This window comes from Escherichia sp. MOD1-EC5189, assembly GCF_002966045.1.
Lineage (GTDB): Bacteria > Pseudomonadota > Gammaproteobacteria > Enterobacterales > Enterobacteriaceae > Escherichia > Escherichia coli_F.
Genome location: NZ_PTRX01000005.1, coordinates 125,062 through 147,509, shown reverse-complemented (window position 1 = coordinate 147,509; position 22,448 = coordinate 125,062). Strand labels below are relative to the sequence as shown.

26 protein-coding genes, 1 pseudogene and 1 other annotated feature are annotated in these 22,448 nt (G+C 49.0%); of the genes and pseudogenes, 10 read left to right on the top strand and 17 right to left on the bottom strand.

The genetic code is table 11. The features are described from left to right. Window positions 1–4: 4 nt before the first annotated feature. Both oppD and oppF read left to right on the top strand, forming a co-directional pair. The gene (oppD, locus tag ATB02_RS06000; protein ID WP_105271246.1) at window positions 5–1,018 is read left to right on the top strand and encodes a murein tripeptide/oligopeptide ABC transporter ATP-binding protein OppD; all 1,014 of its coding nucleotides are present in this window, start codon (window positions 5–7) and stop codon (window positions 1,016–1,018) included. After that, window positions 1,015–2,019, top strand: a complete 1,005-nt coding sequence (oppF, locus tag ATB02_RS05995) for a murein tripeptide/oligopeptide ABC transporter ATP-binding protein OppF (RefSeq protein ID WP_000994905.1) — start codon at window positions 1,015–1,017, stop codon at window positions 2,017–2,019. Before oppD ends, oppF begins: the two co-directional genes overlap by 4 nt. Window positions 2,020–2,071: 52 nt before the next feature. Here oppF and ATB02_RS05990 read toward each other — a convergent pair whose 3' ends face one another. Beyond that, a complete protein-coding gene (locus ATB02_RS05990; protein WP_000366959.1) occupies window positions 2,072–2,401 on the bottom strand; it encodes an HI1450 family dsDNA-mimic protein in 330 nt (109 codons plus the stop codon). Window positions 2,402–2,435: 34 nt separating this feature from the next. Further along, the gene (gene cls, locus ATB02_RS05985) at window positions 2,436–3,896 is read right to left on the bottom strand and encodes a cardiolipin synthase (RefSeq protein ID WP_000214516.1); all 1,461 of its coding nucleotides are present in this window, start codon (window positions 3,894–3,896) and stop codon (window positions 2,436–2,438) included. Between the two features lie 142 nt (window positions 3,897–4,038). On the opposite strand from cls, the gene ATB02_RS26050 reads away from it, so the two are divergent. Next, window positions 4,039–4,212, top strand: a complete 174-nt coding sequence (locus ATB02_RS26050; RefSeq protein ID WP_001309467.1) for a YciY family protein — start codon at window positions 4,039–4,041, stop codon at window positions 4,210–4,212. Between the two features lie 54 nt (window positions 4,213–4,266). Here ATB02_RS26050 and kch read toward each other — a convergent pair whose 3' ends face one another. After that, on the bottom strand, window positions 4,267–5,520 hold the full coding sequence (gene kch / locus ATB02_RS05975) for a voltage-gated potassium channel protein (RefSeq protein WP_105271245.1): 1,254 nt from the start codon (window positions 5,518–5,520) through the stop codon (window positions 4,267–4,269). A 300-nt stretch (window positions 5,521–5,820) separates the two neighbouring features. After that, window positions 5,821–6,117: a YciI family protein gene (locus tag ATB02_RS05970; protein WP_000967595.1), complete on the bottom strand. Its 297-nt coding sequence runs from the start codon at window positions 6,115–6,117 to the stop codon at window positions 5,821–5,823. A gap of 223 nt (window positions 6,118–6,340) precedes the next feature. Between ATB02_RS05970 and tonB the strand changes: the two genes are divergently transcribed. Beyond that, window positions 6,341–7,060, top strand: coding sequence for a TonB system transport protein TonB (gene tonB, locus ATB02_RS05965; protein ID WP_000171276.1), 720 nt, complete (start codon window positions 6,341–6,343; stop codon window positions 7,058–7,060). A gap of 39 nt (window positions 7,061–7,099) precedes the next feature. Here the strand turns inward: tonB and yciA are convergent, their stop codons facing one another. The 4 genes and pseudogenes from yciA to ATB02_RS05945 all read right to left on the bottom strand — a co-directional run. Further along, window positions 7,100–7,498, bottom strand: coding sequence for an acyl-CoA thioester hydrolase YciA (gene yciA, locus ATB02_RS05960; protein ID WP_000108160.1), 399 nt, complete (start codon window positions 7,496–7,498; stop codon window positions 7,100–7,102). A gap of 104 nt (window positions 7,499–7,602) precedes the next feature. Continuing rightward, window positions 7,603–8,142, bottom strand: coding sequence for a septation protein A (locus ATB02_RS05955; protein ID WP_000808667.1), 540 nt, complete (start codon window positions 8,140–8,142; stop codon window positions 7,603–7,605). A 29-nt stretch (window positions 8,143–8,171) separates the two neighbouring features. Continuing rightward, entirely contained in the window at window positions 8,172–8,915 is a 744-nt protein-coding gene (locus tag ATB02_RS05950) for a YciC family protein (protein ID WP_000028541.1), read from the bottom strand. 27 nt (window positions 8,916–8,942) lie between these two features. Then, a pseudogene (locus ATB02_RS05945) lies at window positions 8,943–9,032 on the bottom strand (YkgJ family cysteine cluster protein); the annotation flags it as partial. 239 nt (window positions 9,033–9,271) lie between these two features. On the opposite strand from ATB02_RS05945, the gene ompW reads away from it, so the two are divergent. After that, window positions 9,272–9,910 carry an outer membrane protein OmpW gene (ompW, locus tag ATB02_RS05940; protein ID WP_000737226.1) on the top strand — a complete coding sequence of 213 codons (639 nt, stop codon included), beginning with the start codon at window positions 9,272–9,274 and terminating at the stop codon, window positions 9,908–9,910. 58 nt (window positions 9,911–9,968) lie between these two features. Here ompW and ATB02_RS05935 read toward each other — a convergent pair whose 3' ends face one another. From ATB02_RS05935 to trpL, 9 genes are all read right to left on the bottom strand, one after another. Continuing rightward, window positions 9,969–10,475 carry a ferritin-like domain-containing protein gene (locus tag ATB02_RS05935; RefSeq protein ID WP_088542064.1) on the bottom strand — a complete coding sequence of 169 codons (507 nt, stop codon included), beginning with the start codon at window positions 10,473–10,475 and terminating at the stop codon, window positions 9,969–9,971. Between the two features lie 45 nt (window positions 10,476–10,520). Beyond that, window positions 10,521–11,021 (bottom strand): YciE/YciF ferroxidase family protein, encoded by a 501-nt coding sequence (locus tag ATB02_RS05930; protein ID WP_054250545.1) that lies wholly within the window; start codon window positions 11,019–11,021, stop codon window positions 10,521–10,523. A gap of 85 nt (window positions 11,022–11,106) precedes the next feature. Next, window positions 11,107–11,286, bottom strand: a complete 180-nt coding sequence (locus ATB02_RS05925) for a general stress protein (protein ID WP_000807651.1) — start codon at window positions 11,284–11,286, stop codon at window positions 11,107–11,109. A gap of 380 nt (window positions 11,287–11,666) precedes the next feature. Beyond that, window positions 11,667–12,473: a tryptophan synthase subunit alpha gene (gene trpA / locus ATB02_RS05920; RefSeq protein ID WP_105271244.1), complete on the bottom strand. Its 807-nt coding sequence runs from the start codon at window positions 12,471–12,473 to the stop codon at window positions 11,667–11,669. After that, a complete protein-coding gene (trpB, locus tag ATB02_RS05915; protein WP_000209509.1) occupies window positions 12,473–13,666 on the bottom strand; it encodes a tryptophan synthase subunit beta in 1,194 nt (397 codons plus the stop codon). Before trpB ends, trpA begins: the two co-directional genes overlap by 1 nt. Before the next feature lie 11 nt (window positions 13,667–13,677). Continuing rightward, window positions 13,678–15,039 carry a bifunctional indole-3-glycerol-phosphate synthase TrpC/phosphoribosylanthranilate isomerase TrpF gene (gene trpCF / locus ATB02_RS05910; RefSeq protein WP_198600576.1) on the bottom strand — a complete coding sequence of 454 codons (1,362 nt, stop codon included), beginning with the start codon at window positions 15,037–15,039 and terminating at the stop codon, window positions 13,678–13,680. Then, on the bottom strand, window positions 15,040–16,635 hold the full coding sequence (gene trpD / locus ATB02_RS05905) for a bifunctional anthranilate synthase glutamate amidotransferase component TrpG/anthranilate phosphoribosyltransferase TrpD (protein ID WP_000763524.1): 1,596 nt from the start codon (window positions 16,633–16,635) through the stop codon (window positions 15,040–15,042). It lies immediately after the preceding gene. Continuing rightward, complete coding sequence (trpE, locus tag ATB02_RS05900; protein WP_105271243.1) at window positions 16,635–18,197, bottom strand: anthranilate synthase component I; 1,563 nt, start codon at window positions 18,195–18,197, stop codon at window positions 16,635–16,637. The genes trpD and trpE overlap by 1 nt, the downstream gene beginning before the upstream one ends. A 21-nt stretch (window positions 18,198–18,218) precedes the next feature. Beyond that, window positions 18,219–18,312 (bottom strand) — a sequence feature (Trp leader region). Beyond that, entirely contained in the window at window positions 18,289–18,333 is a 45-nt protein-coding gene (gene trpL / locus ATB02_RS05895) for a trp operon leader peptide (RefSeq protein ID WP_001700591.1), read from the bottom strand. (Overlaps the previous feature by 24 nt.) Before the next feature lie 136 nt (window positions 18,334–18,469). On the opposite strand from trpL, the gene rnm reads away from it, so the two are divergent. The 5 genes from rnm to ATB02_RS05870 all read left to right on the top strand — a co-directional run bounded on the left by rnm (window position 18,470) and on the right by ATB02_RS05870 (window position 22,435). Further along, on the top strand, window positions 18,470–19,351 hold the full coding sequence (rnm, locus tag ATB02_RS05890; protein ID WP_105271271.1) for an RNase RNM: 882 nt from the start codon (window positions 18,470–18,472) through the stop codon (window positions 19,349–19,351). Next, window positions 19,348–19,968 (top strand): L-threonylcarbamoyladenylate synthase, encoded by a 621-nt coding sequence (locus ATB02_RS05885; RefSeq protein ID WP_001295575.1) that lies wholly within the window; start codon window positions 19,348–19,350, stop codon window positions 19,966–19,968. The genes rnm and ATB02_RS05885 overlap by 4 nt, the downstream gene beginning before the upstream one ends. 100 nt (window positions 19,969–20,068) lie before the next feature. Then, complete coding sequence (gene rluB, locus ATB02_RS05880) at window positions 20,069–20,944, top strand: 23S rRNA pseudouridine(2605) synthase RluB (RefSeq protein ID WP_001291206.1); 876 nt, start codon at window positions 20,069–20,071, stop codon at window positions 20,942–20,944. Between the two features lie 169 nt (window positions 20,945–21,113). Beyond that, window positions 21,114–22,115 carry a hypothetical protein gene (locus ATB02_RS05875; RefSeq protein ID WP_105271242.1) on the top strand — a complete coding sequence of 334 codons (1,002 nt, stop codon included), beginning with the start codon at window positions 21,114–21,116 and terminating at the stop codon, window positions 22,113–22,115. A gap of 11 nt (window positions 22,116–22,126) precedes the next feature. Further along, window positions 22,127–22,435, top strand: coding sequence for a hypothetical protein (locus ATB02_RS05870; RefSeq protein ID WP_001000709.1), 309 nt, complete (start codon window positions 22,127–22,129; stop codon window positions 22,433–22,435). Window positions 22,436–22,448 lie beyond the last annotated feature (13 nt).

Sequence of the window (22,448 nt, the reverse complement as noted above, 5' to 3'; positions counted from 1 at the left end):
AGCCATGAGCGTAATTGAAACTGCAACTGTGCCGCTCGCACAACAACAGGCTGACGCACTGCTGAACGTGAAAGATTTGCGTGTCACCTTTAGTACCCCGGATGGCGACGTCACGGCGGTCAATGATTTGAATTTTTCTCTACGTGCCGGGGAAACGCTGGGCATTGTCGGTGAGTCTGGTTCAGGTAAATCGCAAACTGCATTTGCGTTGATGGGCCTGCTGGCTGCCAATGGGCGTATTGGCGGATCGGCAACCTTCAATGGGCGTGAAATCCTCAATTTGCCAGAGCGTGAACTCAATAGACTGCGTGCTGAACAAATCTCAATGATTTTTCAGGATCCGATGACTTCGTTGAATCCCTATATGCGCGTCGGTGAGCAGTTGATGGAAGTGCTGATGCTGCATAAAGGCATGGGCAAGGCCGAAGCGTTTGAAGAGTCGGTGCGGATGCTCGATGCGGTAAAAATGCCGGAAGCACGTAAACGCATGAAAATGTACCCGCATGAATTTTCTGGTGGCATGCGTCAGCGAGTCATGATTGCGATGGCATTGCTATGTCGACCTAAGCTACTGATTGCTGATGAACCCACTACTGCGCTGGACGTCACCGTACAGGCGCAGATCATGACGCTATTGAATGAACTGAAGCGGGAATTTAATACCGCCATAATTATGATCACCCATGATCTTGGCGTGGTGGCAGGGATCTGCGACAAAGTGCTGGTAATGTACGCCGGGCGCACGATGGAATATGGCAACGCGCGCGATGTCTTTTATCAACCCGTTCATCCTTATTCTATCGGTTTACTCAACGCGGTGCCGCGTCTCGATGCGGAAGGTGAAACAATGTTGACCATCCCGGGTAATCCGCCAAACCTGTTGCGATTACCGAAAGGTTGCCCGTTCCAGCCACGTTGTCCGCATGCGATGGAAATTTGTAGTAGCGCACCGCCGCTGGAAGAGTTTACGCCTGGCCGTCTGCGTGCTTGCTTTAAACCGGTGGAGGAACTGTTATGAATGCTGTAACCGAAGGAAGAAAAGTCCTCCTCGAAATCGCCGATCTGAAAGTGCACTTTGAAATCAAAGATGGCAAACAGTGGTTCTGGCAACCGCCGAAAACGCTCAAAGCCGTAGATGGTGTAACTCTTCGCCTGTATGAAGGGGAAACATTAGGTGTGGTAGGGGAGTCGGGATGCGGTAAGTCCACCTTTGCTCGCGCCATCATTGGCCTGGTTAAAGCGACCGACGGTCATGTTGCCTGGTTAGGTAAAGAGTTGCTAGGCATGAAGCCCGATGAATGGCGTGCCGTTCGCAGTGATATTCAGATGATTTTCCAGGATCCATTGGCATCGCTTAACCCGCGTATGACCATCGGCGAGATCATCGCTGAACCACTGCGTACTTATCATCCGAAAATGTCACGCCAGGAAGTTCGCGAGCGCGTGAAGGCGATGATGCTGAAAGTCGGGTTATTGCCTAACCTGATTAACCGCTATCCGCATGAGTTCTCTGGTGGGCAGTGCCAGCGTATCGGGATTGCTCGTGCTCTTATTCTTGAACCGAAGCTGATTATCTGTGATGAGCCGGTGTCGGCGCTGGACGTGTCAATTCAGGCGCAGGTGGTCAACCTGCTCCAGCAGCTGCAACGCGAGATGGGATTGTCATTAATTTTTATCGCTCACGACCTGGCCGTGGTAAAACACATTTCCGATCGTGTGCTGGTGATGTATCTCGGCCATGCGGTAGAACTGGGGACCTATGATGAGGTCTATCACAATCCACTACATCCTTACACCAGGGCATTGATGTCGGCAGTCCCCATACCTGATCCGGATCTGGAGAAGAACAAAACTATCCAGTTACTGGAAGGGGAATTACCGTCGCCGATCAACCCGCCTTCCGGTTGTGTTTTCCGTACCCGCTGCCCGATTGCCGGTCCAGAGTGTGCCAAAACACGTCCTGTGCTGGAGGGGAGTTTCAGACACGCCGTGTCTTGCCTGAAAGTCGATCCGCTTTAAACAAAATAAGGGCTGACAGTTGTCAGCCCTTTTTCACGCCGAAAGCGATTATTTATTCCCGCCAGATGATATGGCAAAGTTTGTGATCTTTTTCGCGGCATAACAGAATGCGGGCGAAAACATCGTTGATTTCACCATCTTCACTGTCTGCCAGACCAATCACCACTTCGGCAAAAAAGTCTGGGTTCAAATCGAAATCAACATGTTCCTGCCAGTCTTCTGCCGGATCGAATAACTCCGCGCCGCCGCGCTCTTCAAACTGAAGATTGAACAGCAGAACATCAGCTGGATCGAGATTGTCGGCAGCCAGTTCGAGAAAAATATCGTAGGCCTGCTCAAGCGTTTCATCTTCAGTCAGGCGATTGTTTAGATCCATATCCATAGTCACTACCTGTTTAACCTCTGTTGGCGACGTTTTACAGCAACGGGCTGAAGAAGTAAAACAGTCGCTCGGCGACACGTTGCCATAATGGGCGTTTTAACCATAAACGGGCATCGAGCAGACGAGAACGCGAAATATAATCGTCCTGAACGGCGGCGAGGTCAGCACCAAACCCTTTATCGTCGATTGCCAGGGTAATCTCGAAATTCAGCCACAGACTACGCATATCAAGGTTAACGGTACCAACCAGACTTAATTCGCCATCGACCAGCACGCTCTTGGTATGCAATAACCCGCCTTCAAACTGATAAATTTTAACCCCAGCAGCCAGCAGTTCCGTAAAGAACGCGCGACTGGCCCAGCCAACCAGCATTGAATCATTTTTTCGCGGAAGGATAATACTGACATCCACCCCGCGCTGCGCCGCCGTGCAAATCGCATGAAGTAAATCATCGCTGGGCACAAAGTAGGGCGTCGTCATGATCAAATATTCACGTGCCGAATAAGCCGCAGTCAGTAATGCCTGGTGAATGAGATCTTCCGGAAAGCCGGGGCCAGAAGCAATTGTGTGAATGGTGTGACCGCTGGCCTGCTCAAACGGCATAATATTGACATCTGGTGGTGGCGGCAGAATACGTTTCCCGGTTTCAATCTCCCAGTCGCAGGAATATATAATCCCCATCGCGGTGGCGATGGGACCTTCCATACGCGCCATCAGATCAATCCATTGCCCTACACCCGCATCCTGTTTGAAGTAGCGAGGGTCGACCATATTCATGCTGCCGGTGTACGCGATGTAATTATCGATCATGATCATCTTGCGATGTTGGCGCAGATCCATACGGCGTAAAAACACACGCATCAGATTGACCTTTAAGGCTTCGACCACTTCAATACCGGCATTACGCATTAGCTCGGGCCACGGGCTGCGGAAAAAAGCCACACTGCCGGCGGAGTCAAGCATCAATCGGCAATGAATGCCGCGTCGCGCAGCGGCCATTAATGATTCAGCCACCTGGTCCGCCATGCCGCCGGGCTGCCAGATATAAAACACCATCTCGATATTATGGCGAGCGAGCTGGATGTCGCGGATTAACGCCTGCATCACATCATCTGACTCGGTCATCAGTTGCAGCTGATTCCCTTTGACCCCAGCGATCCCCTGACGACGCTCACAAAGCTTGAATAATGGCGCTGCGACACTGCTGTTTTCTTCGGCGAAGATATGCTTACAGGCTTTAAGGTCGTTAAGCCATTTTGCGGTGGAAGGCCACATCGCTCTGGCGCGCTCAGCGCGGCGTTTGCCTAAATGGAGCTCGCCAACGGCAAGATAGGCAATAATTCCGACTAAGGGCAGAATGTAAATGATCAACAGCCAGGCCATCGCGGAGGGAACTGCGCGTCGTTTCATTAGAATGCGTAAAGTTACGCCTGCAATGAGCAACCAGTATCCCAGAATGGCCAACCAACTCACCAACGTATAAACGGTTGTCATAGATTAGAAATCCTTTTGAAAGCGCATTGTTATGAGTTTACGCATATGGATTCATCTGGCAAATAAAAACGCGGGAAAAGCACTGGTCAGCGTCGGGGTCGGGGGTATAATGACCATTCTGTTATTGCATAGAGTAGTTAACATGAAGCGGAGTAGAACGGAAGTGGGGCGCTGGCGCATGCAGCGTCAGGCTAGCCGACGTAAATCGCGTTGGCTTGAGGGGCAGTCGCGCCGAAATATGCGTATCCACAGCATCAGGAAGTGCATTCTAAACAAACAGCGTAACTCGTTATTGTTTGCGATCTACAATATCTAAATGTTCTGGGCACCATTGCGGTGCCCAATAAGTTTGCCCTTTCGTCTTCAAACTCTATTTTTGCGCCGATTCTTTATTGTCAGCTTTCGTTTCTTGTTCATCGTTATCGCTGAAAATACCATGACCGGAGTTCAACAACATTGAAACGAGCATATCATTATTAATCTCTTCACCATTTAAAACTCGTGCCAGAATTTCGCTGCCAAACAGTTGCGGCGAGAGAATGATATCCGGATGTACCATCTTAATCTTATTCAGGTTTTTGCTATCACTGACGGCGAGAACTGTTTTGACATCACTGCTCATATCTTTTGCCGAGAGTACAACAAACGCGTTATCAGCATCGTTATCACTCAGCGCCAGAATGGCCCGGCATCGATCGATTCCTGCTTTCTTTAATACCGAACTGTCATTGCTGTCACCGGGGATAACATCAGCATTATCGCCTAAGCGTTGCTCAAGTTGCTTAATATCATCTTCAGGCAAGTTGCTGATAACCGTTACATTTTGTCCGCGTTGATTCAGTTGCAGAATCGTATTGATGGCGAGAATCGAATGCCCGCAAACAATAAAATGATCTTTACGATGCATTGTATGATTGTTTCCTTTTACAAGTTTGTTGAATCCCCCGCGGATAAGCGGACCAAAAATTGAAGTCATGGAGGTGGCAAAAACGGTAATGCCGGAAATAATGACCGAAATAGTGAACAATCGTGCTGATTCAGAAACAGGGACAATATCGCCATAGCCGACGGTTGACATGGTTTCTATCGAAAAATAGAACGCGGTCATCAAACTTTCTATTCGCGGATTAAAACCTTCGCTTAAATAAAGCGCACCGTAGGTGGAGTAAAACAGTAACGTCGTGAAACTAATAAATGCGAAAATTGTCCCGGCTGCGGCGCTACTGTGGGAGAAGTCTTTGCGCAGTATCAGCAAAAACACCAGCGTAAAAATGCAAAATCCAATACTAAATTTCAGCCAGGGATAAAAATGCAGGGTGTAAATTAGCGCTATCAACAACAAAATGATACTGATTGCCCATGCGAGCTTTGCCCGGAACAGTAAGCCAATGGAGTTCAGGACAAGAAAGACGCCGAGCATAAAGAGTGGGGCATTTGCCAGCAAGGAGAGATCTAACTCTGAAAAGGCTTTTATATGGAAAATATCAAGCAAATTGACCGACATACCATAGATTGTTTTAAAAATAAGCAATCCATTTAAAAAGACGGCCAGCGCGAGAATGTCGTGCCGTAGGGTCACCCATAAATTTGTTGCTGTTTGTTTGAATGTAGTCCAGTGACTCACTGATACCTCTGTAACCACAATTTTGTTTAATTATCTCAACGTGCACATTTTCTGAACATACATGCAGCACGTGAATGTGTTAAACAATAGTAGATGACTTTATCTGAAGTAATCAAAGGTTTTGAGTGAGCAACTCTGCGTCAGGAAAGGGCATTTTTCCTGAATATGCTCACATCATATAAAGAAATACAGATAAAGTTATTATCTGCTTGTGGGGGTGAATGCACTGACCGACCTATAAGGAAAGGCCAAACTAGAACACGGTTGCTAAAACCGTGCCCTTAAATATTGAATCTCTATTCAGAACACTTTCTTAAATGGTTTCACTGAAACGTGTTCATAGACTCCTGCCGCTACGTACGGGTCAGCATCGGCCCAGGCCTGAGCTGCTTCCAGCGATTCAAATTCAGCAATAACGGTTGAGCCAGTAAATCCCGCAGCCCCTGGATCGTTACTGTCTACTGCTGGCATTGGACCGGCGGTCAACAATCGACCTTCATCATGCAGTAACTGTAAACGTGCTAAATGTGCCGGACGAACGGAAAGGCGTTTTTCGAGGCTATCAGCTTTGTCTTGAGCGTAAATAACATACAACACGGGCACAACTCCTTGTTCGGGAAAGTTGTAAAGTACGTTATTTGAAAGGGCGAAGATCTGCAACGGAAAGATGATGTCTTTGTTAAGACCATGCATAAAGTAAGGTCAATTACACCAAAAATGACATTTTCACTGATCCTGATCGTCTTGCCTTATTGAATATGATTGCTATTTGCATTTAAAATCGAGACCTGGTTTTTCTACTGAAATGATTATGACTTCAATGACCCTTGATTTACCTCGCCGCTTCCCCTGGCCGACGTTACTTTCGGTCTGCATTCATGGTGCTGTTGTGGCGGGTCTGCTCTATACCTCGGTACATCAGGTTATTGAACTACCTGCGCCTGCGCAGCCAATTTCTGTCACGATGGTTGCGCCTGCGGATCTCGAACCGCCACAAGCCGTTCAGCCGCCACCGGAGCCGGTGGTAGAGCCAGAACCGGAACCTGAGCCGATCCCTGAACCGCCAAAAGAAGCACCGGTGGTCATTGAAAAGCCTAAGCCGAAACCTAAGCCAAAACCGAAGCCGGTGAAAAAGGTACAGGAGCAGCCAAAACGCGATGTCAAACCCGTAGAGTCGCGTCCGGCATCACCGTTTGAAAATACGGCACCCGCGCGCCCGACATCAAGTACGGCGACGGCTGCAACCAGCAAGCCGGTTACAAGTGTGGCTTCAGGACCACGCGCATTAAGTCGCAATCAGCCGCAGTATCCGGCACGAGCACAGGCATTGCGCATTGAAGGGCAGGTTAAAGTTAAATTTGATGTCACGCCGGATGGTCGCGTGGATAACGTGCAAATCCTCTCAGCCAAGCCTGCGAACATGTTTGAGCGTGAGGTGAAAAATGCGATGCGCAGATGGCGTTATGAGCCGGGTAAGCCAGGCAGTGGGATTGTGGTGAATATCCTGTTTAAAATTAACGGCACCACCGAAATTCAGTAAGCAGAAAGTCAAAAGCCTCCGACCGGAGGCTTTTGACTATTACTCAACAGGTAAGGCGCGAGGTTTTCCTTCAGGATCAACCGCGACATACTTAAATAATGCTTCTGTCGCTTTATAGCGTTGCCCGATGGGTTCAGACGCGACTTTTTTCACCCACACTTCAATATTAATGCTGACCGATGTCGTCCCTTTCTGGACACAGCGTGCATAGCAGCACACCACATCGCCGACCGCAACCGGTCGTAAGAAAGTCATTCCTTCAACCCGCACGGTCACTACGCGACCGTGCGCAATTTCTTTCGCCAGAATAGCGCCGCCAATATCCATTTGTGACATTAACCAACCACCAAAGATGTCACCATTGGCATTGGTATCGGCGGGCATGGCTAAAGTACGTAAAACAAGATCGCCCTGAGGGACGTTATGTGTTGTAGACATGGTAAAACCGACTTAAAAGGAAAATCACAGGCGCGATGCTACTATGATTTTCCTGAGGAGAACAGAGGAGATACAGTGCCAGCCCCGAAGGACTGGCAGTCTGGTTAGGATTTATCTTCCTGCGGCATGTGGCGGTAGATATAGATACCGCTTAACAATGTGAAGATTAAGGTAAGAGCGGTCAGGCCAAACACTTTAAAGTTGACCCAAATATTTTGCGGCAGCCAGAATGCGATGTAGATGTTTGCCAGACCGCAAAGGATAAAGAAAACAGCCCAGGCCAGATTCAGCTTCGACCATACCGGTTGCGGCAGCGTGAGTTCTTTACCCAGCATCCGCTGAATTAGCGGCTTTTTCATCACCCATTGGCTGACTAACAGGGCACCTGCAAACAGGGCATAAATGACAGTAACCTTCCATTTAATAAACTCATCATTGTGGAAGAACAGCGTCAAGCCACCGAAGACGACCACCAGAACAAAAGTGATCAGGGCCATCTTCTCAACCTTACGAAAGCGAACCCAGCTATATATAAGCACAATCGCCGTGGCGACGATCAGCGCCGCAGTAGCCGCATAGATGTCATAAATCTTGTAAAACGCGAAAAAGACAACCAGCGGTAAAAAATCAAGAAACTGCTTCATTTTACGATTCCGTAATCAAATGCTTAAGGTTATTGGCGAATCAACATATACAGGCGGAACAGATAGATGAGCAGTACGGCTGAAATCAGATTGCTCAAGGTGTTCGCCAGTACGGCACCAATTTCCGGGGTTAATGCGGCAAAAGAAGAGGCAAAAAGTAGCAATAGTGTTTTTGCCAGCAACCAGCTCAGTACCGCGGGTGCCACCAGACGCATATTCGCCCATGTCAGCCGCATACTGCTGCGCATCGAGGCAAAAATGCCCATTTTGTCCTGTACCAACATCACCGGTGCCAGAGCCAGTAAAATGGCCATGATAATTCCCGGAACGACCACCAGCATGATGCCAATCTGTACTAAAAGGGTAGTCAGAAAAATCAGAATAAATAACTTTGGCAATATCGGTGCACTGGCACCAATAGCTCGAAGCGCACTGACTCTCTGACCCGCAGACACCAGCTGGATAATTAATATTACGCCTCCGGCGAGAATGGCGTTACCGATTAATCCTGAAAAAGTGGACGCCGCTGAAGCCTGCAGCAAAATTTGTTGCTGTTCAGGTGACATATTCTGAACCAGGTCGAACAACCCACTACTGCCGCTAACGGGCACGCCGTCATTGAGCTGAGCAAGCTGTGCATCACTGGGTGAGAAAACATGCCCTAACACCACTGTGATAAACGCACATAGCAACGATACCAACAGAATGGTCATAAATTGATTACGGAAGAAATTTCCGGTGTCACGGTATACGGACTGCGCCGTGATAGACATGCACTCTCCTTGAGTTTTATGCAGGTGTTAATTAGCGGGCAATTGTACCCTGGTTAAGCCTCGGGTGGCAGCATCAGGTCTTGTATGGAAAAGCATATCTTTGTAAAGCGGAGGTAATTGCTGGCCTTCAGGCGTGGGCAAACCGCTGCAAGTGGCGAGCGAGTTAATATTTGCGTAGCGAAAATATTTAAAAATTGATTTAAATCACATTAACCAGGATTTACAGTGCAACTTCTAAATTAATCCAGATCAATAAATGGTGAATTATCATATGTAATGTGATCTATGTAGGATCATTTGTTACTCCAATGTGGGTATATTCGTCACGTTTTTATAACCATAACGACGGAGCGGATATGAAAAAGTTAACAGTGGCGGCTTTGGCAGTAACAACTCTTCTCTCTGGCAGTGCCTTTGCGCATGAAGCAGGCGAATTTTTTATGCGTGCAGGTTCTGCAACCGTACGTCCAACAGAAGGTGCTGGTGGTACGTTAGGAAGTCTGGGTGGATTCAGCGTGACCAATAACACGCAACTGGGCCTGACGTTTACTTATATGGCGACCGATAACATTGGTGTGGAATTGCTGGCAGCGACGCCGTTCCGCCATAAAATCGGCACCCGGGCGACCGGCGATATTGCAACCGTTCATCATCTGCCGCCAACACTGATGGCGCAGTGGTATTTTGGTGATGCCAGCAGCAAATTCCGTCCTTACGTTGGGGCAGGTATTAACTACACCACCTTCTTTGATAATGGATTTAACGATCATGGCAAAGAGGCGGGGCTTTCCGATCTCAGTCTGAAAGATTCCTGGGGAGCTGCCGGGCAGGTGGGGGTTGATTATCTGATTAACCGTGACTGGTTGGTTAACATGTCAGTGTGGTACATGGATATCGATACCACCGCCAATTATAAACTGGGCGGTGCACAGCAACACGATAGCGTACGCCTCGATCCGTGGGTGTTTATGTTCTCAGCAGGATATCGTTTTTAATTCCGCACAAAAATGACCCCGTAATTACGGGGTCAATAAGGACATGGCATAAAGGGTATTATTTCTTCGCTTCTACGCCATCAGTTTCGGAGCGAATTAAAAATTTCTCAGTTGTTTGCGGAATATGCTGAATCAGCCAGTCGGCCATTTGCTTTTCCTCATTTAAAATCGCTTCGATGACCGGAATAGAGGCTGTATCACCGGCATTTTTTGCTGCTGCTAAGAGTGAGGTATAACAGGCGATTTCAAATTGCTCGAAGACATATCCGCTAATAGCGCCTTTGACTATTTCATCAGAAGGGAATATACCACCGATTGACTGCCCAAGTGCAGCCATTTTACTCATAGAATCTTTAATGACTGAGCGTGAAATGTCATTACGATCAAGAATAGTTTCCAGTTGTACAATCTGGTTTTTGGTTTCACTAACATGTTGTTCAATACGAGCGCGTAGCTCAGGATAATTATCTATGCGGCTGGCCATGGATTCAAGCATAGATTCTGCTTGCTTTTCCATTGCGTGGGCGTCACGTAACCAGTCGTGATAATGTTCAATACGATTCATGAAAATGTCCTCTTTATAAAATGACTAAAAGTTAAAGTTCATATTTCAGGATTTATTTTCGGCTTTCTTATTTACGTTATTAAGGGCCAGATCAGTCAATTTGATGTCGGTGGCCTTTTCTTCTTCCAGGGTTTCTTTCAGAAGCTTCGCTGCTTTACGATAACCTAATTGTTCAGCCAGCGTCGCTAAGGTCCCGTAACTGGCGATCTCATAGTGCTCGACTTTCTGTGCAGCGGCAATCAGTGCGGCATCACGCACTTCGTTTTTCTCGGTGCTTTCGATGACCTCATTAGCTTCTTCAATGAGACCTTCCATTGCCACACATTTCATGCGCTTAATTTTCAGGTTCGATTCGGACTCCACAACTTGATCAATACGTTCAATCTGTCCATGAGTTTCCTCGAGGTGCGCATGAAAAGCCTGACTTAATTTTTCGTTTGATGTTGCTCTTGCGAGTTTTGCCAGTGCCCGGGTTAATTGTTTTTCTGCGCTGTAGGTATCTGAAAGCAGGTGAATAAATACATCTTCAATGGTCTTCATATTCATATTTTTCTCCAGTGAAATCACTGCGAGCCATACGGCTCGCAGATGCAATTATCTTTCTTAGCTGATATTAATAATTAACGGTGAATCAGGATTTTCCTGATTTATTACCACCGCTTTGTTGACCGCCTTTTTTACCCGCTTCGGATGCGCGTTGCGGATCATTTTTAAAATTACCGCCGCTATGCTGACCGCCTTTACGGCCAGCGTCGGATGCCTTCTCACGGTCTTCGGCGAAATTTCCTGAACCACCACGATGTTCGGCCATGTTATTTCTCCCGTTGCGTTGTATTGTTTCATAAATATGAGTGTTGTGTGTCGACACTCATTAAAATTAGTCGGTAATGAGAATTAGTCAAATTGAGCAAAGTGAGAAGGAATGTAAAAAATATATTTTGAAAAAGACTTTCGATATATTCATAAATACCCAAGAAATAAGTGGGTTAGAGAAAATTATTGATTTTAGTAGTGTTTTGTTGCGGGATTAATTTGTTTGATTATATTACTTTTGGGCGGAAAAATGACGTAAGTTGACGTACCTCTGTTGTAAGCGGAACGGTAAAAGGATAAATAATAAATGAATTTAGGATTTTTCTGGCTTAGTTAAAGAAAGATAAAATGCCGCCAGCGGAACTGGCGGCTGTGGGATTAACTGCGCGTTGCCGCTTTCATCGGTTGTACAAAAGTTTTCAGTGCCGCCAGCATTTTCTCTGGCTCATTAACATATTGCTCGATGATTTTAACAATTGCCGAACCAGAAATCGCGCCCGCAGCTCCTGCATCAATCGCTGCTTTTACCTGATCCGGGGCGGAAATACCAAATCCTTGCAATGGAGGCGCAGCGTTGTACTCTTTCAGCTTCGCAACCAGATGATTGAGAGGTAACGCGGCACGGTTTTCAGCTCCGGTCACACCCGCACGCGACAATAAATAGGTGTAACCACGACCGTAAGAGGCAATCTGGCGCAGTAAATCATCATCAGCATTCGGCGGGCAGATGAAGATAGGTGCGACGTTATGGCGCAACGCGGCCTGGCGGAAGGGCGCAGACTCTTCCACGGGCACATCGGCAACCAGCACCGAATCGACGCCGACTTTCTCGCACTCGGCATAAAACTCATCAATGCCTTTGTTAAACACCAGGTTGGCATACATCAAAAGGCCGATGGGAATGGTCGGGTGCTTCTGGCGAATGAGTGCCAGCATCTCAAAGCACTGCGCCGGGGTTACTCCCGCCGCAAAAGCACGCAGTGTGGCGTTTTGAATCGTCGGACCATCTGCCAGTGGGTCGGAGAAGGGGATACCTAACTCCAGCGCGTCAGCACCGGCTTCAATTAGCGTATCGATAATTTTCAGCGACTGCTCAATGCCCGGATCACCGAGGGTGACGAAAGGAACGAATGCGCCTTCTTTGCGCTCCTTCAGTTGGGCAAACAGAGATTCATAGCGTTCCATCAGATTTCCCCTCGTGCTTTCAAAATATCGTGAACGGTGAAGATGTCTTTATCGCCGCGACCGGAAAGGTTAACCACCAGTAGCTGCTCTTTTTCCGGGTTTTCGCGCATCATTTTCAGTGCGTGGGCCAGCGCGTGGGAGGATTCCAGCGCCGGGATAATCCCTTCGTGCAGGCACAGCGTTTTGAAGGCTTCCAGAGCTTCATCATCGGTGATTGACACATAATCAGCGCGTCCAATGCTGTTGAGATAAGCGTGTTGTGGGCCGACTGACGGGAAATCCAGTCCGGCAGAAATCGAGTAAGATTCTTCAATCTGCCCGTCTTCGGTTTGCATCATTGGCGCTTTCATACCGAAATAGATGCCCACGCGACCATGTTTTAACGGTGCGCCGTGCTCGCCAGTTTCGATACCGTGACCACCAGGCTCCACGCCGATCAGCCCGACGTCGGTTTCGTTGATGAAATCAGCAAACATGCCGATGGCATTCGAACCGCCGCCAACACAAGCAATAACGGCATCCGGCAGACGACCTTCTCTTTCCAGAATCTGCGCTTTCGTTTCTTCGCCAATCATCCGCTGAAACTCACGCACAATGGTCGGGTAAGGATGCGGGCCAGCTGCAGTGCCCAGCATATAGTGCGCGGTTTCATAACTGCCGGACCAGTCGCGTAGCGCCTCATTACAGGCATCTTTCAGCGTCGCGGAACCGCTATGCACCGGGATCACTTCCGCACCCATTAAGCGCATACGAAAAACGTTAGGCGACTGGCGTTCAACGTCTTTGGCACCCATATAAATACGGCATTTCAGGCCGAGCAGGGCGCTGGCAAGCGCAGAAGCCACGCCATGCTGACCTGCACCGGTTTCGGCGATGATTTCGGTTTTACCCATCCGCTTCGCCAGCAAAGCCTGGCCCAGAACCTGGTTAGTTTTATGCGCGCCGCCGTGCAGCAAATCTTCACGCTTCAGATACAGCGTGGTGTTCGTCCCGGCTGTAATGTTCTGACATTTGGTCAGCGCGGTTGGGCGCCCGGCATAGTTTTTCAGCAGGTCGTTGAACTGGGCCTGAAATTCAGGATCTTTTTGCGCGCTGACAAAAGCTTCTTCCAGCTGGCGCAGAGCAGGCATCAGGATTTGTGGCACGTACATGCCGCCAAACTCACCAAAATACGGGTTAAGTAATGTTGTCATTGTTCCTTTCCTTAATATGCGCGCAGCGTCTGGAAAACCGAGGCCAAAAGACGTGCGTCTTTGATGCCCGGTTGCGACTCTACAGCAGAATTAAAATCAAGCCCGGCGCAGCCGGTTTGTGCCGCTTCCACGCAGTTATCTGCGCCTAAGCCACCCGCCAGCAGAACGTTGCCAAGCGATTGACCGTTTAACAGTGACCAGTCGAAACGTTGTCCGCTCCCGCCCTGACCGTTGTCGAATACATATTTATCGATGTGCTGAAAATCGCGCGCGGGAAGAGTTTCATCGACACTTAAAGCCTTCCAGATGGCGACGTTTGCTGGCAGAGCCTCACGCAGCGTATCGATATACAGCTGATCTTCATTACCATGCAGTTGCACTGCCGCCAGCGATAACACCTTAGCTTTGTCCACCACATCGGCAATATCGTGATTGCGGAACACGCCAACGTATTGCAACGGTGCCGCAGCCATCACTTCCTGCGCCTCTTCAACGCTGACGCAACGCGGTGACGTTGTAACAAATATCAATCCACCGTAAATCGCGCCCGCGTCATAAGCTGCTTTAGCATCTTGCCCACGCGTCAGGCCACATACTTTATTCTCACCCAGCAACACCCGGCGCACGGCGGCGTTCAAATCGTCATGGGCCATCAACGCCGAACCAATTAAAAAGCCGTTAGCGAAGTGGCTTAACTCACGTACCTGAGCGTAAGTATTGATGCCGGATTCGCTGATTACCGTCACGTTGTGCCCCAGTTTCGGCGCAAGCTCGCGGGTACGGTTGAGATCAATCGACAAATCACGCAGATCGCGGTTGTTGATGCCAACGACCTTTGCCCCCAATGCAATGGCGCGCTCCAGTTCCTCTTCATTACTGACTTCGGTCAGCACACCCATCTCCAGACTGTGGGCTACAGCAGCGAGCTGGCGATACTGATCGTCGTCCAGCACCGACAGCATTAATAAACAGGCATCGGCCTGGTAATAGCGCGCCAGATAGATCTGGTAAGGGTCGATAATAAAGTCTTTACACAAAATCGGCTGCGGGGCGATTTGGCTGACGATGGGGAGGAAATCAAAGCTCCCCTGAAAATATTTCTCATCAGTCAGCACCGAAATTGCCGAAGCGTAATGTTTATAAATGGCGGCAATGCGTGCCGGATCGAAATCATCACGGATCACGCCTTTTGACGGCGACGCTTTTTTGCATTCCAGAATAAACGCCGTGCGTGCGCCTTGCAGTGCATCATAAAAATGTCGCGTGCTCGGCTGAACCTCATTCTGAAAACTGGCCAGCGGTTGCTGCTGTTTGCGGGCTTCTACCCAAATCGCCTTGTCTGCGACGATTTTCGCTAAAACGGTTTGCATCATTTACCCTCGTGCCGCCAGTGCGGTGACTCTGTCGTAAGCGGAACCACTGCGCAGTACCTCAAGAACGGTTTGCGCATTGGCTTGCAGATCTTCATGGCCATGCAGGCGCATTAACATGGCGACATTCGCCGCGACGGCTGCTTCATGGGCGGCGTCGCCTTTACCTTGTAACAAGCGTGTTAAAATGTCACGGTTTTCTTCCGGTGTTCCGCCTGCCAGTTGCTCCTGATGGTAGGGTGTCAGGCCAAAATCTTCAGCGGTCAACTGATAGCTCTTAATTTCGCCGTCATGCAGTTCGGCAACGATTGTCGGCGCGTGTAATGAAACTTCATCCATCCCCCCGCTGTGCACCACCGCTGCGCGTTGATACCCCAGCACGCGCAAGGTTTCGGCAATTGGCAGCACCAGTTCCGGGCTGTAGACACCAATTAGCGCCAGCGGCGGATGCGCCGGGTTAATCAGTGGCCCCAGCACGTTGAACAGGGTGCGGGTTTTCAGTTGCTGGCGAACGGGCATCGCGTGGCGAAATCCGGTGTGGTATTTCGGTGCAAAGAGAAAGCAGACGCCTAACTCGTCGAGCGCCTGGCGCGATTTATCGGCGTTCATATCAAGATTAATACCGAATGCCGCCAGCAGATCCGACGAGCCGGATTTACTGGAGACGCTGCGGTTACCGTGTTTCGCCACTTTCAGCCCACAGGCCGCGGCGACAAACGCACTGGCGGTAGAAATATTGATACTGTTGCTGCCGTCACCGCCGGTGCCGACGATATCGGCAAACAGATAATCAGGGCGTGGGAACGGCGCAGCATTTTCCAGAAGGGCAGTTGCTGCCCCGGCGATTTCGTTCGGGTGCTCGCCGCGAATTTTCATGCTGACTAATGCAGCCGCCAGTTGTTCCGGTTTCAGCTCGCCACGCACCACCGCTGAAAACAGCTGGTGGCTTTCTTGTTGGCTAAGCGTCTGCGCCTGATACAGTTTTTCCAGAATTGGTTGCAGTGTGTTGGTCGGCTCCAGCTTCTGTTGCGCCCAGGCCAGCGTTTGTTCCAGCAGGCGAGCGCCCTGGGTGGTGAGAATGGATTCCGGATGGAACTGGAATCCACAAACGCGATCCGCATCATGACGCACCGCCATCACCATGCCATTAAAATGGGCGTTGATGGTTAAACCTGCCGGAATATTACTGCCAACCAGCGAGTGATAACGCGCCACCGGCAATGGGTTTGTTAATCCGGCAAACATCGCCTGACCGTCATGTTCAATGCTCGACGCTTTACCGTGAAGAATTTCGCCCGCCTGACCGACATAGCCCCCGTAAGCTTCGACAATCGCCTGATGACCGAGGCAAATGCCGATAATTGGCAGCTTGCCGCGCAGTCGGGTGAGGAGTTCCGGCATACAACCGGCCTCACTCGGCACACCGGGGCCAGGAGAAAGCATCAGCACCGGATTGCTCATGGTCGCCAGACGTTCAATTAATGTTTGCGCTGGGATATGGTTGCGGTAAATCACCACGTTATGACCATTACTGCGCAACTGATCTGCCAGGTTATAAGTAAAAGAGTCGATATTATCGAGCAGCAGAATGTCAGCCATCAGAAAGTCTCCTGTGCATGATGCGCGGTGGCGATAGCGCGCAGTACAGCGCGGGCTTTATTACGGGTTTCGTCGGCTTCCGACTGCGGAACAGAATCAAGGACCACTCCAGCACCGGCTTGCACGGTGGCGACGCCGTTTTCCACCAGCGCTGAGCGGATCACAATGCAGGTGTCGAGATCGCCGTGCGCGGTGAAATAACCTACTGCACCGCCATAGCTGCCGCGGCGGCGACCTTCAGCCTCGGCAATTAACTGCATGGCGCGCACTTTCGGCGCACCGCTTAACGTACCCATGTTCATACAGGCGCGGTAAGCGTGCAGGGCGTCAAGATCGTGGCGCAGCTCACCGACCACGCGGGAGACGAGATGCATCACGTAAGAGTAACGGTCAACTTTGGTGAGATCGGCTACGTAGCGGCTGCCAGGAGTGCAAATGCGTGCCAGATCATTACGGGCGAGATCCACCAGCATCAGATGTTCAGAAAGCTCTTTATGGTCGGTACGCATCTCCAGTTCAATGCGGCTGTCCAGGTCTCTGTCCAGTGAACCATCGGCGCGACGTCCTCGTGGGCGTGTTCCGGCAATCGGGTAGATCTCAATCTGGCGGCTGGAGGCGTCATACTTGAGCGAACTTTCCGGCGACGCGCCGAACAGGGTGAAATCATTATCCTGCATAAAAAACATGTACGGGCTGGGATTACTCTTTTTCAGCACGTAATAGGCCGCCAGCGATGACGGGCAGGGCAGTGAGAAACGGCGAGATGGCACGACCTGGAAAATTTCTCCGGCGCGAATCGCTTTTTGCAACGAACGCACTACGCCACCGAACTCTTCATCGCTCTGATTACATTCACAATGCATATGCGGCACGGAAACTACCGGCAGCGGTGGCGCGGTTTCGGTCAGTTGCTGGCGAAGTTCGTTCAGGCGAGCAGTGAGACGTTGTTTTTCTTCTTCATTTTGACCAAACAGGCTGGCCTGAATACGGGTACTTTTTTTCTGATGATCGATAACCATCAGCGTTTCAGCGAGATAAAAACAGAAATCAGGGCAGTTATTTTCCGCTGACAATTGCGGTAAATCTTCAAACCCCGCCACAAGGTCATAAGAGAACAGGCCGCCGAAGAACATTGCTTCTCGTTCTTCCTTCGGTACATTCAACAGATTCTGCAATATGCGGAAAGCGTCAAAAACCGAAAGGGAGCATAAACGGGCGTCTTCATCCAACAGTGGACTGACCGGGGGGAAGCGCAGTACGCGGCATTGTGGCGATTGCTCATTATCGACCCCAGCGGGCAGGGCGTTATCCAGTAGTGTCAGCAGGGCTTCGCCATTGCCGGAGAGCGCCTTAATTGTGACAGTGTCACCTAATGCTGTAATGCGCAGCGCACTGTCCACCAGCAGCAGGCTTTTTAAATCATCCTTGCTGTCGATATCTGCGGATTCCAGCAGCAGCGTCGCCGGACGATCCCCACACAACTGATGAAAAAGCGCGGTCGGATTATCGCGATAAGCACCTTTGCAGGTTAACAGTTCGAGAGTCGGTTTTTGTGTTTGCATTGTTATTCTCTAATTTTGTTCAAAAAAAAGCCCGCTCATTAGGCGGGCTGGGTATCTGGTTGCTTTACGCATGGTGAATACACTGCCCGTTTCAGGAAGTGCGCCACCAACCTTTCAGTACGAAAATCGCTTTCATTGTCGATACCCTTTTTACGTGAACTTGCGTACTAGTTAACTAGTTCGATGATTAATTGTCAACAGCTCATTTCAGAATATTTGCCAGAACCGTTATGATGTCGGCGCAAAAACATTATCCAAAACGGGAGTGCGCCTTGAGCGACACGAATTACGCAGTGATTTATGACCTGCACAGCCATACCACAGCTTCCGATGGCTGCCTGACGCCAGAAGCATTGGTGCACCGTGCAGTCGAGATGCGCGTCGGCACCCTGGCGATCACCGACCATGACACCACAGCGGCAATCGCGCCAGCAAGAGAAGAAATTTCACGTTCAGGACTGGCACTGAATCTTATTCCTGGAGTGGAAATATCCACCGTCTGGGAAAATCATGAAATTCATATTGTCGGGCTGAATATTGATATTAATCATCCGCTAATGTGTGAGTTCCTCGCGCAGCAGACAGAACGGCGCAATCAGCGGGCGAAGTTAATTGCCGAAAGACTTGAAAAAGCGCAAATACCTGGGGCGCTGGAAGGCGCGCAACGACTGGCGCAGGGCGGCGCGGTGACGCGCGGTCATTTTGCGCGTTTCCTTGTGGAGTGCGGAAAAGCCAGTTCAATGGCGGATGTCTTTAAAAAGTATCTGGCGCGCGGGAAAACCGGATACGTTCCGCCACAGTGGTGTACAATAGAACAAGCTATTGATGTCATTCATCATTCTGGCGGTAAGGCGGTGCTAGCTCATCCTGGGCGGTACAATCTTAGTGCTAAATGGCTGAAAAGATTGGTTGCGCATTTTGCCGAACACCACGGCGACGCGATGGAAGTCGCGCAGTGCCAGCAATCGCCCAATGAACGCACCCAGCTGGCGACACTTGCGCGTCAGCATCATTTATGGGCATCACAAGGATCTGATTTTCATCAGCCATGTCCGTGGATCGAACTGGGTCGTAAACTCTGGCTGCCCGCAGGCGTTGAAGGCGTCTGGCAGCTATGGGAACAGCCGCAGAACACCACAGAGAGGGAATTATGAGCCAGTTTTTTTATATTCATCCTGATAACCCGCAGCAACGTCTGATCAACCAGGCGGTGGAGATCGTGCGTAAAGGGGGGGTGATTGTCTATCCAACCGATTCCGGCTATGCGCTCGGCTGTAAAATTGAAGATAAAAACGCGATGGAGCGTATTTGTCGTATTCGCCAGCTGCCGGACGGTCACAACTTTACCCTGATGTGTCGCGATCTTTCTGAACTCTCGACCTATTCATTTGTCGATAACGTTGCGTTTCGTTTGATGAAAAACAATACGCCGGGTAACTACACTTTCATCCTGAAGGGGACGAAGGAAGTGCCACGCCGTCTGTTGCAGGAAAAACGCAAAACCATCGGTATGCGTGTGCCTTCTAACCCGATTGCGCAGGCGTTGCTTGAAGCATTGGGCGAACCGATGCTTTCCACATCACTGATGCTACCAGGCAGCGAATTTACCGAGTCTGATCCGGAAGAAATTAAAGACCGTCTGGAAAAACAGGTGGATTTGATTATTCACGGCGGCTATCTCGGGCAGAAACCGACAACGGTTATTGATCTCACCGATGATACGCCGGTCGTGGTGCGTGAAGGCGTAGGTGATGTAAAGCCTTTTTTATAAGTGCTTAACTCTGTATACTACGCGGCCTTAAAATGGCGCTCTACTGCGCCATTGATTCTCCTGTTCGACGCCTGGGAAGGCGACACCAAAAGGAAGCTCTATGAGCGAAAAGCTACAGAAAGTGCTGGCGCGTGCCGGCCACGGTTCTCGCCGTGAAATCGAATCTATTATTGAAGCCGGTCGTGTGAGTGTAGATGGCAAAATTGCTAAGCTCGGCGATCGCGTTGAAATTACCCCTGGATTGAAAATCCGTATCGATGGTCACCTGATTTCGGTACGTGAGTCCGCTGAACAAATTTGTCGCGTTCTGGCCTATTACAAACCGGAAGGTGAGTTGTGTACCCGTAACGATCCGGAAGGGCGTCCAACGGTATTTGACCGTCTGCCAAAGCTGCGTGGCGCACGCTGGATTGCCGTAGGTCGTCTGGACGTTAACACCTGTGGTCTGCTGCTGTTCACCACCGACGGTGAACTGGCAAACCGTTTAATGCATCCAAGCCGTGAAGTTGAACGTGAATATGCCGTGCGTGTATTTGGTCAGGTTGACGACGCGAAACTGCGTGATTTGAGTCGTGGCGTGCAGCTGGAAGATGGACCGGCAGCTTTTAAAACCATTAAGTTCAGCGGCGGCGAAGGGATCAACCAGTGGTACAACGTTACTCTGACCGAAGGCCGTAACCGTGAAGTTCGTCGTCTTTGGGAAGCTGTTGGTGTGCAGGTGAGCCGTCTGATCCGCGTGCGTTACGGTGATATCCCACTGCCGAAAGGTCTGCCACGCGGTGGCTGGACTGAGCTGGATCTTGCCCAGACTAACTATCTGCGTGAGCTGGTGGAACTACCGCCAGAAACCAGCTCTAAAGTTGCTGTAGAAAAAGACCGTCGTCGTATGAAGGCGAATCAAATTCGTCGTGCGGTGAAACGTCACAGCCAGGTCAGCGGCGGTCGTCGTTCTGGTGGACGTAATAATAACGGTTAATTTAAGTTAAGTATTAAATAAAGGCCCTGCGGGGCCTTTTCTTCATTTGAAGCATGATAAATAGTCGCAGTATTTTAATTTAATTTCATACTTGCTTATGAATAATGCCAGGGAATAGCCACATTACTATTTAATTATCTGAGATAAACTCAACGTCAAGAGGTGGGTTATGATTAGATATAGTGGATTATTTCTATCGCTGTTAATGCTTTCAGGTTGTGCAACTGAAGCATTGAAAAATGAACAAGCTGAAACTGTTATTACTGCGGGTAACAAGGCGGTTGCGGCGAATGCAAGTTTCTTTAAACAATACTATGCTTCTCGTGAAAACTTTCTTGTTAATTTTTATGCGACTAATCCGGATTGTGCATTGCGACCTGATTATACCATTGATGTTGCGAACGATGGTCAGGGTGGAAAATTATGCAGGCACCCTGAAGAAAAAACAGATAAAGTACAATTAGTCCCATTCGAAAAAGAGAAACTACTGGCTTCAATGGAAGTCATTAATAGCATGGGTGCTTATGTAGAGCTCTTGACTGAAGACATGAAAACTACAGAAAGTCAGCAAGTGACATTACTTAAACAGGCTCTGGATCACGCAAACAACGCGCAAACACTACTTGATGTTTCACATAGCAAAGATTTAGCTGAATCGGCAGCGGCGGTTAAAGATTTAGTAAGTTATTTCAATGAGTTATATATAATAAAGGTCAATGCTGGGAAAATAGGTAAAACGGCGGATAAAAATTGGGTAAGACTTATAAAAAACATGACTGTTTTGCGTAATGATATTTATACAAAAGGCGATAAGATCGAAAATTATTCCTTTACGAATGTACATAATAATATGCTTTATTATAATGCGGTATCTAAAAACTCTAAGAATACAGAGTTTAACACTCTGAAAAACAGGAAGGAGTTTCTAAGTTCAGTAATCAATGTGAATGAAACCAGACTACAGGCATCGGCTGCTGCAATGCCCGCGATTGAAGCTTTAAATGCCTTTATAGATAAGGGTGATTATCTAAAAGGTTTATACACTAATAAAACACGCACGGCAGCTGAACAAAAAAGATTAAATGAAATATTACGCGCACAGGTCATTAGTGGGTTAAAGGCGTCTGAGGGGCTGGCGAAATTGCTTATTGCCAGCGGAATAATGTTATAGGAGGGCTTTTTATGAACGATGTACAAAACCGTAGAATACTGGCATTACTTGATATGCTGTATAATACTCTGGGCAACAAAACCACATGCAAGGTTTGTCATAAATATTTTATCCTTATCCTCACGGTGATGAACAATCTGACGATTAACTACGGTACTGAAACTTCGCCAGAGTTAAGCGGAATCAGTTATGAAGATGCCAATGCGTTAATTACTGAACTGATATTATTTATTGAAGATGTTGACGCTGAGAATCATGAAGCATATCCGGGACATTTGAATGAGATTAAACGGATTCTGAGTTTTGCTATTGCCGCTTGAATATAATTATGAT

Excerpts from the sequence above, each read along its gene's own strand:
- oppD (WP_105271246.1), top strand. The coding sequence starts at position 5 with ATGAGCGTAATTGAAACTGCAACTGTGCCGCTCGCACAACAACAGGCT.
- oppF (WP_000994905.1), top strand. The coding sequence starts at position 1,015 with ATGAATGCTGTAACCGAAGGAAGAAAAGTCCTCCTCGAAATCGCCGAT.
- ATB02_RS05990 (WP_000366959.1), bottom strand. The coding sequence starts at position 2,401 with ATGGATATGGATCTAAACAATCGCCTGACTGAAGATGAAACGCTTGAG.
- cls (WP_000214516.1), bottom strand. The coding sequence starts at position 3,896 with ATGACAACCGTTTATACGTTGGTGAGTTGGTTGGCCATTCTGGGATAC.
- ATB02_RS26050 (WP_001309467.1), top strand. The coding sequence starts at position 4,039 with ATGAAGCGGAGTAGAACGGAAGTGGGGCGCTGGCGCATGCAGCGTCAG.
- tonB (WP_000171276.1), top strand. The coding sequence starts at position 6,341 with ATGACCCTTGATTTACCTCGCCGCTTCCCCTGGCCGACGTTACTTTCG.
- yciA (WP_000108160.1), bottom strand. The coding sequence starts at position 7,498 with ATGTCTACAACACATAACGTCCCTCAGGGCGATCTTGTTTTACGTACT.
- ATB02_RS05955 (WP_000808667.1), bottom strand. The coding sequence starts at position 8,142 with ATGAAGCAGTTTCTTGATTTTTTACCGCTGGTTGTCTTTTTCGCGTTT.
- ATB02_RS05950 (WP_000028541.1), bottom strand. The coding sequence starts at position 8,915 with ATGTCTATCACGGCGCAGTCCGTATACCGTGACACCGGAAATTTCTTC.
- ompW (WP_000737226.1), top strand. The coding sequence starts at position 9,272 with ATGAAAAAGTTAACAGTGGCGGCTTTGGCAGTAACAACTCTTCTCTCT.
- ATB02_RS05935 (WP_088542064.1), bottom strand. The coding sequence starts at position 10,475 with ATGAATCGTATTGAACATTATCACGACTGGTTACGTGACGCCCACGCA.
- ATB02_RS05930 (WP_054250545.1), bottom strand. The coding sequence starts at position 11,021 with ATGAATATGAAGACCATTGAAGATGTATTTATTCACCTGCTTTCAGAT.
- ATB02_RS05925 (WP_000807651.1), bottom strand. The coding sequence starts at position 11,286 with ATGGCCGAACATCGTGGTGGTTCAGGAAATTTCGCCGAAGACCGTGAG.
- trpA (WP_105271244.1), bottom strand. The coding sequence starts at position 12,473 with ATGGAACGCTATGAATCTCTGTTTGCCCAACTGAAGGAGCGCAAAGAA.
- trpB (WP_000209509.1), bottom strand. The coding sequence starts at position 13,666 with ATGACAACATTACTTAACCCGTATTTTGGTGAGTTTGGCGGCATGTAC.
- trpCF (WP_198600576.1), bottom strand. The coding sequence starts at position 15,039 with ATGATGCAAACCGTTTTAGCGAAAATCGTCGCAGACAAGGCGATTTGG.
- trpD (WP_000763524.1), bottom strand. The coding sequence starts at position 16,635 with ATGGCTGACATTCTGCTGCTCGATAATATCGACTCTTTTACTTATAAC.
- trpE (WP_105271243.1), bottom strand. The coding sequence starts at position 18,197 with ATGCAAACACAAAAACCGACTCTCGAACTGTTAACCTGCAAAGGTGCT.
- ATB02_RS05885 (WP_001295575.1), top strand. The coding sequence starts at position 19,348 with ATGAGCCAGTTTTTTTATATTCATCCTGATAACCCGCAGCAACGTCTG.
- rluB (WP_001291206.1), top strand. The coding sequence starts at position 20,069 with ATGAGCGAAAAGCTACAGAAAGTGCTGGCGCGTGCCGGCCACGGTTCT.
- ATB02_RS05875 (WP_105271242.1), top strand. The coding sequence starts at position 21,114 with ATGATTAGATATAGTGGATTATTTCTATCGCTGTTAATGCTTTCAGGT.
- ATB02_RS05870 (WP_001000709.1), top strand. The coding sequence starts at position 22,127 with ATGAACGATGTACAAAACCGTAGAATACTGGCATTACTTGATATGCTG.